This is a genomic window from Pedobacter sp. GR22-6 (assembly GCF_037402555.1).
Taxonomy (GTDB): Bacteria; Bacteroidota; Bacteroidia; order Sphingobacteriales; family Sphingobacteriaceae; genus Pedobacter.
The window spans coordinates 481,623-496,647 of record NZ_JBBEUC010000001.1 but is presented as its reverse complement, the minus strand read 5'-3'; the positions used below and the strand labels follow the sequence as shown (position 1 = coordinate 496,647).

At 40.5% G+C, this 15,025-nt stretch carries 15 protein-coding genes; 10 read left to right on the top strand and 5 right to left on the bottom strand.

What is annotated here, in order from left to right; all coding sequences use genetic code 11:
* Position 1: 1 nt before the first annotated feature.
* From WAE59_RS02225 to WAE59_RS02215, 3 genes are all read right to left on the bottom strand, one after another.
* Positions 2-3,505, bottom strand: a complete 3,504-nt coding sequence (locus WAE59_RS02225; protein WP_337854293.1) for a SusC/RagA family TonB-linked outer membrane protein — start codon at positions 3,503-3,505, stop codon at positions 2-4.
* 213 nt (positions 3,506-3,718) lie between these two features.
* Positions 3,719-4,864 carry a FecR family protein gene (locus WAE59_RS02220; RefSeq protein ID WP_337854292.1) on the bottom strand — a complete coding sequence of 382 codons (1,146 nt, stop codon included), beginning with the start codon at positions 4,862-4,864 and terminating at the stop codon, positions 3,719-3,721.
* Positions 4,865-4,999: 135 nt separating this feature from the next.
* Positions 5,000-5,575 carry an RNA polymerase sigma factor gene (locus tag WAE59_RS02215; protein WP_337854291.1) on the bottom strand — a complete coding sequence of 192 codons (576 nt, stop codon included), beginning with the start codon at positions 5,573-5,575 and terminating at the stop codon, positions 5,000-5,002.
* A 406-nt stretch (positions 5,576-5,981) separates the two neighbouring features.
* On the opposite strand from WAE59_RS02215, the gene WAE59_RS02210 reads away from it, so the two are divergent.
* The 8 genes from WAE59_RS02210 to WAE59_RS02175 all read left to right on the top strand — a co-directional run bounded on the left by WAE59_RS02210 (position 5,982) and on the right by WAE59_RS02175 (position 10,772).
* A complete protein-coding gene (locus tag WAE59_RS02210; RefSeq protein WP_337854290.1) occupies positions 5,982-6,446 on the top strand; it encodes a hypothetical protein in 465 nt (154 codons plus the stop codon).
* A gap of 17 nt (positions 6,447-6,463) precedes the next feature.
* On the top strand, positions 6,464-6,901 hold the full coding sequence (locus WAE59_RS02205) for a hypothetical protein (RefSeq protein WP_337854289.1): 438 nt from the start codon (positions 6,464-6,466) through the stop codon (positions 6,899-6,901).
* A gap of 244 nt (positions 6,902-7,145) precedes the next feature.
* Positions 7,146-7,475, top strand: coding sequence for a hypothetical protein (locus WAE59_RS02200; RefSeq protein ID WP_337854288.1), 330 nt, complete (start codon positions 7,146-7,148; stop codon positions 7,473-7,475).
* On the top strand, positions 7,462-7,902 hold the full coding sequence (locus tag WAE59_RS02195) for a hypothetical protein (RefSeq protein ID WP_337854287.1): 441 nt from the start codon (positions 7,462-7,464) through the stop codon (positions 7,900-7,902). Before WAE59_RS02200 ends, WAE59_RS02195 begins: the two co-directional genes overlap by 14 nt.
* A gap of 16 nt (positions 7,903-7,918) precedes the next feature.
* Entirely contained in the window at positions 7,919-8,272 is a 354-nt protein-coding gene (locus WAE59_RS02190; protein ID WP_337854286.1) for a hypothetical protein, read from the top strand.
* A gap of 65 nt (positions 8,273-8,337) precedes the next feature.
* Positions 8,338-9,003: a hypothetical protein gene (locus WAE59_RS02185; protein WP_337854285.1), complete on the top strand. Its 666-nt coding sequence runs from the start codon at positions 8,338-8,340 to the stop codon at positions 9,001-9,003.
* A 77-nt stretch (positions 9,004-9,080) separates the two neighbouring features.
* Entirely contained in the window at positions 9,081-9,578 is a 498-nt protein-coding gene (locus WAE59_RS02180; RefSeq protein WP_337854284.1) for a hypothetical protein, read from the top strand.
* 228 nt (positions 9,579-9,806) lie between these two features.
* Positions 9,807-10,772: a metallophosphoesterase gene (locus WAE59_RS02175; RefSeq protein ID WP_337854283.1), complete on the top strand. Its 966-nt coding sequence runs from the start codon at positions 9,807-9,809 to the stop codon at positions 10,770-10,772.
* A 293-nt stretch (positions 10,773-11,065) separates the two neighbouring features.
* Here the strand turns inward: WAE59_RS02175 and WAE59_RS02170 are convergent, their stop codons facing one another.
* Entirely contained in the window at positions 11,066-11,527 is a 462-nt protein-coding gene (locus tag WAE59_RS02170) for an Lrp/AsnC family transcriptional regulator (RefSeq protein ID WP_337854282.1), read from the bottom strand.
* A 268-nt stretch (positions 11,528-11,795) separates the two neighbouring features.
* Between WAE59_RS02170 and WAE59_RS02165 the strand changes: the two genes are divergently transcribed.
* Positions 11,796-12,878: an alkene reductase gene (locus WAE59_RS02165; RefSeq protein ID WP_337854281.1), complete on the top strand. Its 1,083-nt coding sequence runs from the start codon at positions 11,796-11,798 to the stop codon at positions 12,876-12,878.
* 58 nt (positions 12,879-12,936) lie between these two features.
* Positions 12,937-13,929, top strand: a complete 993-nt coding sequence (locus WAE59_RS02160; RefSeq protein ID WP_337854280.1) for a bile acid:sodium symporter family protein — start codon at positions 12,937-12,939, stop codon at positions 13,927-13,929.
* Between the two features lie 45 nt (positions 13,930-13,974).
* On the opposite strand, the gene WAE59_RS02155 is transcribed toward WAE59_RS02160, so the two are convergent.
* Complete coding sequence (locus WAE59_RS02155) at positions 13,975-15,006, bottom strand: methionine synthase (RefSeq protein WP_337854279.1); 1,032 nt, start codon at positions 15,004-15,006, stop codon at positions 13,975-13,977.
* Between the last annotated feature and the right edge of the window lie 19 nt (positions 15,007-15,025).

The following is a 15,025-nucleotide window of genomic DNA, read 5'->3' as shown; positions in this document are numbered from 1 at the left end:
ATTAAAAATTAGTAAATAAACCAAAAGTGTAGGTCGGACTGATATAGCTTTTTGCGTAGCTCCCTGTAGCCAAACTGTAGTTATATTTGTTTAAACCAACCGTTAATAAGTTAGAGCCCTGTGCTTTTACCTCCAGATGGGAGAGCCCAAGGTGATTTAAAAGGTCGTTCTTTTTAAAGCTATAAGAAAGAGTTACGTCTGCTAGCGTAAGGTAGTCACCATTTACAACATGGCTGTCTGCATAGTTGTAAGCAAAGCCTGGTCCACTGTTAGAGAAACCTGAAAGTAACATCACATCTGTATTTTGTTCGTCTCCCGGTTGTTTCCAGTAGCTAGACGCACCTTCTAAAGGCCGTATCGCTGTTGGATTTGCCCTTGGTGCAAACACTTTAAATCCGCCGTAATAGTTAACCATACAATAGAAATAAAACTCCCCAATGTCCAAACGGTTACTCAATCCCGCATTAATGGTAGGAACGGAAGTACCTACATATCGGAAAGTACCAGCAGATGGAGTTGTTACGTAACCCAGACCAGCAGTTGTATTGTCGACCTGATATATGTTTCCTTTTTCGTCGGCAACTTGTGGATAGCCGGTTGGAGCAAGGCCCGCAGACCGATAAGCGAACAAGGCACCCGCAGGATAACCTTTGATATATCCTAGGGGATTGATTACTGCGGGGTAATTATTCACACTTTGGTAGACATCGAGCACTTTACTGGTATTGCGCGAAAGAACAAATCCAGTATTCCAATTGAAACGCGAGTTAGCTATCCAGTCTCCCCGAACGCTGATTTCCAAACCTTTATTACGGATTGATCCGCTATTGATCAGTGTGGGACTGGTGCCGATCGTAGGATCGATAAAGGCACTGGCCAACAAATCCGTACTCTTTTTAATGTAATAATCGACACTACCACGAATGCCTTTGAATAGCTGATAATCTATACCAAAATTGGTATTGTGTGTCTGCTCCCAACGTAAACTACTGTTTGCGTAAGACGCTACCTGAAGGGCAACAGAGTTTGGTTGGGTATAGGTATTGTTCACGCTCCTGGCAATAACCTGCGGAAGCGACATCTTGGCTACGTTCCCGTTAAAGCCATCAGCAGCACGTAACTTGAGCTGTTGTATCCAAGTTATGTTATCCATGAATGGCTCCTTATGGATATTCCAGGCAAGTCCCACTGACCATAGGGGCTTATACTTATATTTAGGATCTGTTCCAAACAAGTTCGACTGGTCAATCCTGATACTCCCTGTAGCAGAATAGGTATCCTTGAAAGAATACACCACATTAGAATAAGCAGATATATAGCGATTGTCTACATATTTCTGATTGAACAAGCTATTATAATCTAATGTGCGATGTCTGGTCACGTTTTTTGATACTGTATTGTTAACAATATTTGACCAGTTAACCGATTGCTGAAGCAATGACTGATCGTTATAACCAAAATAGGCGGCAGAACCACCTTTGTCGGTTATTTTACGCATTTCTCCACCAACAATCGCATTAATAGAATGATCAGCAGTGATGTATTTATTGTAGGTTAGCTGCGCTCTTGCAGTATAACCATTGGTAGTTGCATTTTGCTGCTGGAGAAAACTACCTTTTGGGATAGTGTAAGAAATGCTGGTTCCTGTTTGGGTGGCATAGGAATTGACAAACTGCCGAGCCTCTGAAGAATTTCCGGATGCTAAATGGCGCAAATCTGCACGCGACATTTCGTAAATCCCTCCAAATCCCAGATTAAATCCGTTACCAATCTTATAGTTGAAATTTGCCGTTGTGCGGTTGCTAACGATTTGACGTTCGTCAGTAACCTCTTTTTGATCTACCAAGGGGTAATAAAGATGATCTTCTAATCCCAGGTTCATGATCGTACGGTTATAATAAGGATTCATTCCTGAATTCAGGAAAATTGCTGAAGGGTTGCCATCAGCATCTTCAAATCTTTCGTAAGGATTAATGCTGTTTATATTTGGCGTAACACCTGACTTACTTCGTTCTTCCAGATATTCCGTATTCAGTTCCAGTGAAAGTTGTTTTGAAAAGTTTATCATTGTTCGTCCTGCCAACATATAGCGATTGTTTCCATTGTGGTTTTCTTGCAAGACATTATTGGTGTAATTGGATGTGATGTAGTAAGTAGCCCGATCCGATCCGCCAGAAACATTAAGATTATAGCTCTGGGTGGCAGCATTACGCAAAAACAAACGACTAAAATCTGATGAATTATTGTATGCTTTCATCTCTGCAAACCTGGCATCAGCATCTGTAATGATACCAGCCGCCTGCTGGGCAAGTACATAGTAGGTCGGATCATACCCCTGACTACCAGCAAAAGTTGCCAGGGTATTAAATGTGTTGGCGTTAACACTTGAACCATACCTGAAACGCTGATAATCGACACTAATTGTGGAGGCATCATCTGCCCAACGGTAGCGGCTATAATCTTCTTTTGGCCTCAATCCTAAGTTAGCACGAAATGTTACCTGTGGCTTACCAGGGTTGGCCTGTTTCCGCTCGATAATGATCACTCCGTTCGACGCACGCACCCCGTAAATGGTAGATGCAGCAGCATCTTTAAGAATGGTTACAGATTTAATTTCATTGGGATCAATCATATTGAGAGAGAGCTCAGTAGGATAGCCGTCGACAACAATTAGCGGATTCTGGTTACCTGTCATGGTAGAAATACCACGAATGTTGAATAAGGTCCTGCTCGAGGTGGTATTGTTCATCGTGCTGGTAAAACTTACATCATTATTTATCATGAGCCCTGGAAGCCTGTTGACCAGCCCATCTAAAAAATTAGTACTAATGCGGGACTCATAATCCCTCGTTGTGATGACAGAAACGGCGCCTGTGCTTTGTTCAGGTTTAATCTTCTGATAACCAGTATTCACGGTCACCCCTACTTCCTGCAAGGTTGCTGTTGCTATTTCTAGCTGGATCATAAGCGGTGTTGCTGTATTTGCAACCGTAATCTCCCTCGATGTGTAGCCAATAAAACTGATGACCAGCTGATCACCTTCTCCAATATTTCCTAGAAAAAATGCCCCATTCTGATCAGTTTTCACCGACCTGCTCTTACCTCTTACTGAAACCGTAGCACCAGCTAAGGGCTGCCCGCTATCATTCAGGACTTTACCCCGGACATCAATCGCCCGGAAACTTTCGACCAGGTGATCAAAAAAGCCCTTTTCTCTGGCCTTCACCACCACCGTCTGGTCCTCAATGGAGAAAGAAACCGGCTGATCTGCAAAAATTTGCTCCAGCACCTGATCGAGCTTGGTGTTTTTTACATTAATCGACACCAATCTGGTTCCATTCAGTAAATCACTTGTAAAAATAAAATTGTATCCGCACTGGTCGGAAATGCGGTCGAAAATCTCCCTCATTGTCGCATTTTTTTCGGAAAGCGTGATGCGCTGTGCAAAGGTAGCTCCACTTACCTGCATTATGGCCATGATTAAGATGACGGTTGTTAACCTCATAATCAAAAGAATTTGACGGACGATACCCTTGGGTACGCCCAGTTTTTCAATAATATTTACGTACATTGGTATTTGGTTTGGTTGAGCAGCAAGCCATTGCCTCGAAAACAGAAGGCCTGCTGCGAATAGTTGATTTAGTTTTAAAGCTGCAATGCCAAACATCATCCAAATCCCGACGCTAATCGGGATTTGGCGTTAAAGGCTGTTTAGTAATTATTTACTGACGATAATTGTCCTCCCTTCTACCTTAAAATGAACGGCCCCTGACTTTTCTAATATGCCCAAAACATCCCTGATGTTGGTATACTTATCAATCCTTGCATTGAATCCAACTTCCGGTAATAGCCCGGAAAACTCCACTTCTACATTATACCATCTTGATACCTTCCGCATCACTGATGCAATGTCCTCATTATAAAAACTGAAGTATCCCTTCTGCCAAGCCACAGCCTCATCCGGATTCACCTCGGTTATTTTTATGCCTGTGTTGTCTAAAGTACTTTGTTGGCCGGGCTTTAGGATTTTCTCGAGGCGTTCTCCACTGGAGGAAGCCGGGGAATTAGAATGGATCATCACCTTTACTGAACCTTCCAGTAAAGTCGTCTTTACAGCCTTTTCATCCAGATAAGCATTGACGTTAAAATGCGTGCCCAAAACTTTCAGGTCCTGCTTAGCCGTCGACACTACGAAGGGCTGAGCTTTATTTTTAGCAATTTCAAAATAACCCTCACCACTAAGGCTCACGTTTCTTATTGCCACTTTTGCGAAATTGGTGGGATACCTCAATGAAGAAGCTGAATTTAGAAACACAAGGGAACCATCGGGCAAGCGCAGCTGCATATGTTGACCGCGTGTAGTAGTTAATGTGTTATACTCGACCTTACCGATACCTTGATCCGTCAATTCGTAAATGATCTGACCCTCCTTTGTTTTCGAAATCTTAACACCCGATTGACTGGCGATCTCCCCGTCCAGTGCATCAACGATCGAAATCTCTTGCCCGTTTGCTAAAGTAAGTGTCGCGCCGTTCTTACCTGGAGCAATACCTGCTATTGAACCGATATCCTTATTGTCTGTTCTTGAAAACGTTGACCTGAAGAAGTAGGCACCGATCACAATAAACGCAATGGCAGCTGCGATACCAATTTTTGGCCACAGGCGAACTGTCTTTTTATTCAGCACCCTCTTTTCCAGGAAGCTCAGCATCAATTGCTCATTTCGGTCTATCATTTCTGCATCAGGCCGCTGAAAAGCCGTAGCCTGTTGCAGGTACCAGTCTTCTATTAATGCGCTTTCCTCGGCAGTACATTTTCCGTCCAGGTATTTTTGTAGAAGCTGTTTGATTTGCAGGTTATCCATTTTATCAGTTTGTAAGGCTTGATAAATGGTAAGACGGCGAAGGGGTAACGGATGTCCCGCAGAAAATGAAAATAAATTTTAAAACACCTGATGAGGGGAATATGACATGTCCAGAATTGGGTGTTGACTATCGCTTTAGTTACTGAACAACAAAAACAAATATACCAAAATACCCAGTTTGGTGCGCAGTTCTTTCATAGCCTTACTGACTTGATTTCTGGCCGTTTTCTCCGAAATGTCCAGCTGTTCAGCGATTTCCTTGTGGCTGAAGCCTTTTCTGCGCAACTCAAAAGTAGCCCTAAGGTGAGCTGGCAGCATCGCAATCTCTTTTTCGATGAGGGCTTCCAGCTCCTTTGTACGCAACAGATGATCAGTTTTGGCTTCTCCTTTTGCAAAAAAATCCTTAATGGAATTCAGGTACTTCTCAGCTACTTTTCTGTGAGCGATGCTATCGAATACTCTGTGCCGAATCATGGTATAAAGAAATCCTGAAAAATTAGTAGTAAAAGTTGTTTCCGAACGCCTGTCCCAGAGTAATGCAAACACATCCTGCACAATATCACGAGCTTCCTCCTCGTCACCAGACAAGTGAAAAGCATGGACAAATAATAACCGATTGTATCTTTTAAAAAGTTCAGAGAATGCTCCGGCATCCCCTGCTTTTAGTAAAGTGGTTAACTCCTCTTCCGTAAAATCACTGTAGCTTTTCATGCTGTTTCCCTTGTACCAATTTACGGTAATTCAGTACAATGATAGCTATAAAAGTCAAATCATATGCTAAAGCCTGGCCCATCTTTATGAAACAAATCTCAATTAATTCAGGTAATTACGCTTTATTGTTTTTTTTCCTTTTTCGTGTAAGCGATTTCTGTCATATATAAAATCAAGAAAAGGATAAACGGACTCATCGTGGATTTTTAGGTGATAGATTTTTAACTTGGCAGAATGGCCGAAAGATAGTGTAGATACCAGAAATTACCGATAACTTACATAGTGCTGCTGTTTCTGATTAAATGCTACACGCTTTATTGTGCTACTGATTCTTCCAATGACTATGAACAACTTCCTTATTGTCGGACTAATATATTGTTTATCAGTAGTTTCAACACAACAACAAATGAGTAAAATTGCTTCAGCAAGCCTTCCTTCCGGAGCAAAAAGAGTTGGTATTGAACAAGTTTCAGTTGCTGAAAAGAACGGATTTAGGCGCCCTTTTAATGTGAACGGATCGAACAATATTTTCAGATTACCTCATATGCTAATTTCATTTCAAGATTATGAGTTGCAGAACAATGAAAAAATTGATTTGGAGCAAATCAGAGAACGTTTATTAGGAGAAGTAGAAGAGATTAAAAGTAGAGGAACTAAGGATGAGGTAAAACTAGTTACCGTAAATGGCACAAAATATATGATCCACAAAATGTATTATGGAGAAGATTGTACCACCTCGTTCATTTCAGAACAAAAGGGTAAAAATGGTCTTAAAGGTCAACTTTTGTTTAAGAAACAGAATAGCACTGAGGCTGAAAAAGTTCTAAATGAGTTTCTAAATGGCATCAAATTCTTTAATATCAATGATTAATTTACGACAAGAGAACGATGAATAAATTACTGCTATTTAGCTTTTTATCCCTTGTGGTATTTTCAAATTGCTGTCATGCGCAGAAAAACAGGAAAAAGAACATTTACATATTTTTTGATACTGCTAAAAATGGATCACATAAAATACGGAGGGGAACAGATAGTCCGTCAGCTTATGATATCTATATTTTTAATGTGATAGACATCAGAAATGGAAAACCAAGAAAAATTGTGCTAAACTCAGTCGATTTGACCAAATCTAAAATTGAAAATGAAGTTTTCGCTAAGGAGAATGGAAGATTTATTACTGATTTAGAGCTCATCAAGGCATTTGATTATGACACATTCAATGATGTAAAGTTTCCTTTTAAAAAGGTTTATATCCTCGAATTTCAATCGAAAAATGTGTACAAAGTAACAAATGTAGTTACTTACATCGGCTCAGATTTTAACTAAATCGAGCTAAGAAATCCGCTTGAATGTACCCTCAAATGGAAGATTCAGGTTAAGCTGAAAATCTTTTAAAAATGATTTTACTAAGGTATATATTTGTAATTAACACGCTCTATACCTGTCATTAGTTAGCTATATACTTCCCGGTAGATTCCTGATGTTATCCACCGGAGAGAAATACTATTCTTGAAATTTATTTTGGAAATCGGTATGTTAGTAAACTAACAACACTAAAGCTAAACGCTCCATGCCCCCTCAGAAGTCGACCGCCATTTTATACGCCGTAGCCATACTGTATGTTTTTACAGCCTGGATGAGTTCCGGCTATTACCATTGGGATGAGCATTACCAGATCGTAGAATTTGCGAACTATAAACTGGGGAATGCTGCGATCGACGACCTCGCATGGGAATACAAAGCTTGCATCCGACCGGGATTACAGCCTGCTTTATGCTTCATCATCTTCAAATGCCTCAGTACACTCGGAGTGACGAGTCCATTTCTACTAACACTGTGCCTGAGAATACTGACCGCAGCCACAGCCATCTACCAACAAATTGCTTATGAAGAATTTTGAAATATTGATACTCTTTTTTGCTTTTGTAACTTACTCGAAAGATGGTAAAAGTCAGGAGGTTAAAATCAAACCTACTGTGTACTTTCTTGCAGATACAATTAGTGTCGAAAGAAATAATCGAGTGATGGAAATAGGGAAACTTCCAAATAATGGAATTTATTATGCTTTTTTCTGCAGATGTATTTCGCCTTATCATTTCTATCCAACATTTATTCGAAATAAATCCTTTAAACCGGAGCTTACCAAGGATAAGCCGAATGGGAATTACCTCTCTTGGGAGGAGTTAGCTAATTTGCTTAGAAAACATGGAAATGAATTTGTAAAACAGTATAATTTTATTATCGTAGAAAAGTTGCCAGATAGGTCCTTCCAAGTTATTGAGAAGTTACATTGGGTGGATCAGGAGCCAATAACAACATTAAAATAGCGTCTGGGAATCAAAGATGGCATGCATAAAAGTAAAGCGCTTAATCTATCAAATATTCTTTGGCTTATTTTTAAGCGTCGCTGTCAGCGCACAGTCGGTCAGCAAGATAAAATTTGACGTAGGTAACCACCCTTTAACCACTGACAAAAATTTAGTATCGGTTAGTACCTCTATTGCGACCAAACAAGCTTACGTAGATGGGATTCATTTCAAGCTTATCGTCGAAAATAATTCAGGTAAATCTATTGGTAGTTTAAATGTTGCTAATCGATTAGCAGTTGGCTTGTTTAACGAACGCGGATATGATATCGCGATACGTAATAATGCGGGCTTTAGTACTCCATTTATTAATATTGATTATTCCAAGTGAGAATTCGATATAATCTCGTACCTTCACCTTAATCAGACCATCGCTTATCTTAACTAATCGAAAATATGAAAACATCGCTCTCAATCTCTCTAATATGTTTTGGCTTATTTTTAAGCACCGCCCTCACCGCACAGTCAGTCAGTGAGATAAAATTTGACTTTAGTGACCACCATTTAAACACCGCCAAGAATTTAATATCGGTTAGTACCTTTATTGCTACCAAACAAGCTACTGTAGACGGCATTCACTTCACGCTAGTCGTAAAAAATAACTCTGACAAATTTATATCGGTTAAAAATGTAGCTGAGCAACTACAGGTTATACTAACTAATGAACGTGGACTTAATATTTCTGTGCCTAACAATTCGTCAATAGAACTTCAGATTAATAGGCGGGTAAAAAATGTAAAGTGGAAGTTTAGCTCAGAATCAATAGTTCCAGATCAGGCTTTTATTAATGGTAGAAAGGATAACGTCGATATCAAAGCCCAGGAATATACACAGATTCCTGCAGGTGGTGATTGGAAAATCAACTTGACACTTAAGAATGTAAAACAAGTTAATACACCAGAGGATGTCATAAATAGAGGTTTGAAGCCCACAAAAATCCTGTCACCGGGTAAATATATCCTACGGTTAATACTGCCTATAATTTCAGCCGAGCAAAATAAATCAGAGGGATTTAATGGTCAATATATAAGTCCATTTATTAATATTGAATATATGAAATAGGTATTGGATATATTCCCGCAGGGATCTTGATTTTACTAAAAATTAGAATTTGGTTTTACAAAAACACAATTAAATACATGGACGCTAACTCAAATAAATTCATCTCCTGCAAAGCGTATACCGACAAACTGTCTATATTGAAAAAGACTCGCAAACTTTTAACCATTGCTTGCTTAAGTGTATTTTTCATTCACACAATTAGTGCTCAAGAAGTTAAGAAGAAATCAACAATATATTTTTTAGCAGACACTGTAGATATCCCTAAGAATAGTCGAGTATTGGAGATTGGTATTTTGGAAGGAGTGATAACCTATTATGCATTTTTTTGCCCGTGCAAATCGATATATAATTTCTACCCTATGTTTACCGTGGCAAAAGAGAGAATTAAGCTTGAGAAAAGCGCGACTTTACCTATTGGTAACTATATCTCTTGGGAAAAGCTCGTTGGTCTATTTTCTAAGTATGGCAATGATTTCCCCAATAACTATGAGTTAATCATCGTCGAAAAACAACCTAATCGAACTTACCAGACTGTCGATAGATTGAATTGGTCAAGGCGCAGACCTCCTGAGTAAAAATATATTCTCGTACCTTCATAGTAACCAGATCATCGCTTGTCTTAACTAATCTTAAATATGAAAGCATCGCTCTTAAAGAATCAAATGTATTTTGGCGGAAAAATAGTAACCAAGCACCCCATGTCCACTCGATTGCTATTAATGATTATTGCTTTACTGGTTGGCTCTACCATGTGTCTTTCACTAAAATAGGTTTACAGTTTTTGAGGTAAATTTATTTCAAAAATGAATGAACATATTCTAAATTTACTAACACAAACAGTCTTGGAGCAGCTTTGGCCTCTTCCTTCCGAAGCAAAAGAGTTGGTGTTGAACAAGTTACTGTTGCTGAAAAGAACGGATTTAGGAAACCTTTTTAAAAATGAAATTTTACGAAGTATGAGAATATCCAGAAGGTTGTTTCTAACACGATTCATGACAATTCTTTCGGGAGTTGTTTTCATTGATGTGCTCTTCGAGCGGTTTTCCATCAAGTTTAAGGAGTATCATCTCAATAGTAATCCGGAAATTACTCATTTGAAAGCCATTCAAATATCCGATTTGCATCTAAAGAAACTAAGATTTCACCATGATGCCATGTGTAAACAAATAGAAAATAGTCATCCCGACTTACTACTGCTTACAGGCGATTTAATTGACGATGCTAAAAATTTGCCCGAACTGGAAAGCTTTTTAAAATTACTACCATTAGCAACTCCAAAATTTGCCGTGTTAGGAAATTGGGAATATTGGGCAGGAATTGCCATAAGTGAATTGCAATGTTTATATGCCAAATATGGGTGTAAACTATTGATAAATTCTCAGGAAAGCGTAGTTCTTAAGGGACGAAAGATCACAATAACTGGAATAGATGATTTCGTTGCAGGCAAGGCAGATATAAAAAAAGCAACTGAAAATTTTTCAAAGTCCGATTATCATCTGGTATTAAATCATTGCCCGCAATATAGTGAACAAATCTCTTTCGAAGTTGATGAGAAAATTCCAGTAGACTTAATTTTGTCTGGTCATACTCACGGTGGTCAAATAAACTTTTTTGGATTTGTGCCTTTTCTTCCCCAGGGAAGTGGCCGCTTTGTTGGTGGATGGTATACTGTTGGCAAGCATAACCTGTATGTTTCAAAGGGAATTGGCACAAGCATATTACCAATAAGATTTGGCGCAAGAGCGGAAATAGCTATTTTCAACTTCTAACACTGGCTTGACCAGATAACTGAAATCATGTTTGATTTTAAATTATTTTTCAAATAGCTTTATACCTAAATAAACGCTCCATACCTGACGTATCTCAAAATTAATTCCCTAATGTTTAGGCTCTTTTTCTCTATATTTTTATTTGCCTTTCTCTATATCACCTGTCATGCGCAGACTGCAGGCGATTTTTTAAAAGATTCGATCAGCCAATTCATTTTGTTGCTTGGAAACCTTGGGGTAGTTTAATGGCAAGTCCTCGACATGGTGAAGATATCAAGGTAGGCCCATGCCGGTCACAGGCTGATGTTGTGTGTATTTTTGATCTCTGCCATCACAAAGGTGCTATGCGTACTACCTATGCTCTCTACCGATCCCAGCTTGTTGAACACGAAGTCCTGATAGTGCTTCATGTCCCTGGCATATACCTTTAGGATGAAGTCATAATCTCCTGATATGTTATAGCATTCCACTACCTCATCGATCATCAGGATGTCGGACACAAAATTGTGCCCGATCTTCTTATCATGCTGCTTGAGTCTGATGTTGCAGAAGACAATAAAGCCATGGTCGAATTTTTCAGGATCCAATATGGCGATGTATTTCTTTATATAGCCGCTGTTCTCCAAACGCCTTACACGTTCAAAAACCGGAGAGGGAGAGAGGTTTACCAATTTGGACAGTTCCTTTGTGGTATACTTTGAATTCTGAGCCAATAACTTCAGCAACAACAGATCTATTTCGTCTAAGCCTCCCATAGAATAATTTTCTTTTATCGGTCTAAAACTACAATAATAAAAGAACAATAAACCGAATTATCAGATAATTCAGCGTTTTTTTCTTAATATTCTGTTTTTGCAAGTTTAATAATCCACCATTTTATCTTTGCACCAGTTAAAAGACTGAATCATTTATTTTCATGCAACTGTAAGGAAGCAATGGCTTCTGAATGACGGCAGAAAAGTTTCTAAATGAGGTTGACCTGCCAGTCTTTGACCGATAGTAACAATTTTGAAAAATAGCCATATGAAACTTTTAGAAAAATCGCAGCTAGGTAATGTCAAACTAAGAAACAGCATGGCCATGGCAGCGATGACCAGGGGCCGCGCAGACAGAGATGGCCTGGTAGGTGATATGACAATATCCTATTATGCCCAAAGAACGGGCGCAGGCCTGCTATTTACCGAAGCCATCAGGATTAGTGAAGAAGCAACTGGAAGTCCGCTCACCCCAGGTATTTTCAGTCCCCGACAGATAGAAGCATGGAAAAAAGTAACAACGGCAGTACACGATAGCGGCGGTGTAATTATCGCCCAGCTTTGGCACACCGGTCGCCTGGGGCATTCTGTGGACAGGAACGGCAGGCTCCCTATTGCACCATCACCCTTGCCTGTAAGGGGAATGAAACATTTTACCTCCCAAGGCCTGAAGGACTACGAGATCCCCAGGGAAATGACAATCCCGGAGATTGAGCAGACCATAAGGGACTATGGCCAGGCCGCAAAAAATGCCATATCGGCAGGGTTCGACGGGGTTCAGCTTCACGCTGCCAATGGCTATCTGCCCAATCAGTTCCTGGCTGAAAGTGCCAACCAAAGGACAGATGGTTATGGCGGCAGCATCCCCAACAGGACCCGTTTTGTACTGGAGGTAATTCAGGAATTGATCAGTGCGGTGGGAAGTGAAAAGGTGGGGATTAAAATATCCCCTTTTCATACCTATGGCGATATGGTACTGGATGACCCTGCCGGAACCTATACGCACCTGATTGAAGAACTGAACAAACTTGACTTTGCCTATGTGGAACTCATGAGGCGAAGCCCCTACCCTCCTTCGTCTGGAGATGATTCCATTAACAACGAGATTGAATTCTTTGGCAGTAAGATTAACCAGACGGTTATTGCCAATGCAGGCTATGATAAGGATTCCGCTGAAGCAGAACTCAAAAAGGGCATTGCAAAGCTTATTTCCTTTGGCAAGCTATACATTGCAAACCCCGACCTGGCTGAACGGTTTGAAAAAAATGTCGCGCTCTGTGAGCCGGACAGGGCAACAATGTACGGGGGCGGGAAACAGGGTTATATTGATTATCCACTATGGAACGGATAGAATTCTGCATCGATATTTTTTTTATTTTGCCACAACAAAGAAATTTATTAAGAACACATTGAAGAAGTTATTAGCATTATTAAGTAAAGCAGGTTTCGATAGTTTCCTGCTAATGATAGGCATTATGATCCTGCTGGCCTATTTTTTCCCGCAGCCAGGTATGATCAAAGAACCTGTTTCGCTGGAGCAGATTGCCAATGTAGGCGTGTCGTTTATTTTCTTATTTTATGGGCTGCGGTTGAGTGCCGGGAAGTTGAAAGCCGGGCTTGCCAACTGGAAAATGCACATTATCGTTCAGTTGACAACCTTTTTGTTTTTCCCCCTCATCGTTCTGGCATTCCGCCCCTTGTTAGTCGGCACTGACTTCGAACTGCTTTGGTTGGGTGTATTCTTTCTGGCGGCTTTACCGTCCACAGTTTCCTCTTCGGTGGTCATGGTTTCCATCGCCAAGGGCAACATACCCGCAGCCATTTTCAATGCAAGCATTTCCAGTTTGATCGGAGTAATAGTTACGCCGCTCTGGGTTGGGCTGTTCATCGCTTCTGCAACAGGCGATTTTAATGTCACTGATATCGTCATAAAGTTGACCCTTCAGGTCTTGTTGCCTGTCATCATCGGCATCAGCCTCAACCCGCGCTTTGGCACCATTGCCGAAAAACATAAAAAACACCTCAAATATTTCGATCAAGCCATCATCCTCACTATCATTTATACGTCTTTTTGCAAGTCATTCTCAGAACATCTTTTTGAAGGCTTTACCGCCCTTGAACTTGCCGGACTGGCCGCAGGGATGATGGCTTTATTTTTTGCTGTATTCTTTTGTGTCGGACTACTCAGTCGCTTCTTTGGCTTTTCAGATGAAGATCGAATTACTGTCCTATTTTGTGGGTCTAAAAAGTCGTTGGTACACGGAACGGTCATGTCGAAAGTGCTCTTTCAGCACAGTACCATCACCGGCATCGTATTGTTGCCGCTCATGCTTTACCATGCACTGCAATTGATTGCCGCCAGCATCATCGCCCAGCGTATGGCTCGACGAAAAGGCGTATAATTTGGAATTTTTCTTAAAACTGTAAGCCATGGAGATCTATTGAAACTAGTTCGCAAATTCTTTGCGTATTATTTCTGCCCCTGCGCTCAAAGCACTTAGTTTTCCTCTTGCGACGTTTCGGGACAGGGGGGCCATGCCACAATTTGTACTCGGGTAAAGATTTTCGACAGCTACAAACTCAAGGGTTTTGCGCAGGGTATCAGCTACTTCCTCGGGGGTTTCGATAGTGTTGGTTGCAACGTCAATTGCACCCACCATCACTTTTTTCCCGCGGACAAGTTCTATTAAATCTAAAGGCACATTTGAATTATGGCATTCGAGGGACACCATACCAATATTGGATTTTTGAATTTTAGGGAAAATTTCTTCGTATTGACGCCACTCTGAACCAAGTGTCTTCTTCCAGTCATTATTAGCCTTTATTCCATAACCATAGCAAATATGTACCGCAGTTTCGCAGGTCAGACCTTCAATTGCCCTTTCCAATGCTGCCATTCCCCAATCGTTGACCTCATCAAAGAACACGTTGAAAGCAGGTTCATCAAACTGGATAATATCTACCCCCGCATCCTGTAGTTCCCTTGCTTCTTCATTGAGTAATTTCGCGAACTCCCAGGCCAATTTTTCCCGGCTTTTGTAATGGTCATCGTATAACGTATCTATCATTGTCATCGGTCCTGGTAAAGCCCATTTTATAGGTTTATCAGCCTGTTTACGTAAAAATTTGGCATCATCCACAAAAACTGCTTTTTGACGTGCAACCTCACCTACAACCATAGGGACACTCGCCTCATAACGGTCACGGATTTTTACGATTTTACGATTTTCAAAATCTACGCCACTGAGGTGCTCGATGAAAGTGGTTACGAAATGCTGGCGTGTCTGCTCACCATCACTGATGATGTCCACACCCGCCAACTGCTGTTCCTGCAAAGCAATGCGCAAAGCATCTTGTTTCCCTTCAAACAACTGATCGCCCTCCAATGTCCAGGGTGACCATAGTTTTTCGGGTGGTGCCAGCCAGGAAGGTTTGGGCAAACTTCCAACAATTGAGGTTGGCAATAGTAATTTTTTCATTATAGAATAATTTTAATGT

Excerpts from the sequence above, each read along its gene's own strand:
- WAE59_RS02225 (WP_337854293.1), bottom strand. The coding sequence starts at position 3,505 with ATGAGGTTAACAACCGTCATCTTAATCATGGCCATAATGCAGGTAAGT.
- WAE59_RS02220 (WP_337854292.1), bottom strand. The coding sequence starts at position 4,864 with ATGGATAACCTGCAAATCAAACAGCTTCTACAAAAATACCTGGACGGA.
- WAE59_RS02215 (WP_337854291.1), bottom strand. The coding sequence starts at position 5,575 with ATGAAAAGCTACAGTGATTTTACGGAAGAGGAGTTAACCACTTTACTA.
- WAE59_RS02210 (WP_337854290.1), top strand. The coding sequence starts at position 5,982 with ATGAGTAAAATTGCTTCAGCAAGCCTTCCTTCCGGAGCAAAAAGAGTT.
- WAE59_RS02205 (WP_337854289.1), top strand. The coding sequence starts at position 6,464 with ATGAATAAATTACTGCTATTTAGCTTTTTATCCCTTGTGGTATTTTCA.
- WAE59_RS02200 (WP_337854288.1), top strand. The coding sequence starts at position 7,146 with ATGCCCCCTCAGAAGTCGACCGCCATTTTATACGCCGTAGCCATACTG.
- WAE59_RS02195 (WP_337854287.1), top strand. The coding sequence starts at position 7,462 with ATGAAGAATTTTGAAATATTGATACTCTTTTTTGCTTTTGTAACTTAC.
- WAE59_RS02190 (WP_337854286.1), top strand. The coding sequence starts at position 7,919 with ATGGCATGCATAAAAGTAAAGCGCTTAATCTATCAAATATTCTTTGGC.
- WAE59_RS02185 (WP_337854285.1), top strand. The coding sequence starts at position 8,338 with ATGAAAACATCGCTCTCAATCTCTCTAATATGTTTTGGCTTATTTTTA.
- WAE59_RS02180 (WP_337854284.1), top strand. The coding sequence starts at position 9,081 with ATGGACGCTAACTCAAATAAATTCATCTCCTGCAAAGCGTATACCGAC.
- WAE59_RS02175 (WP_337854283.1), top strand. The coding sequence starts at position 9,807 with ATGAATGAACATATTCTAAATTTACTAACACAAACAGTCTTGGAGCAG.
- WAE59_RS02170 (WP_337854282.1), bottom strand. The coding sequence starts at position 11,527 with ATGGGAGGCTTAGACGAAATAGATCTGTTGTTGCTGAAGTTATTGGCT.
- WAE59_RS02165 (WP_337854281.1), top strand. The coding sequence starts at position 11,796 with ATGAAACTTTTAGAAAAATCGCAGCTAGGTAATGTCAAACTAAGAAAC.
- WAE59_RS02155 (WP_337854279.1), bottom strand. The coding sequence starts at position 15,006 with ATGAAAAAATTACTATTGCCAACCTCAATTGTTGGAAGTTTGCCCAAA.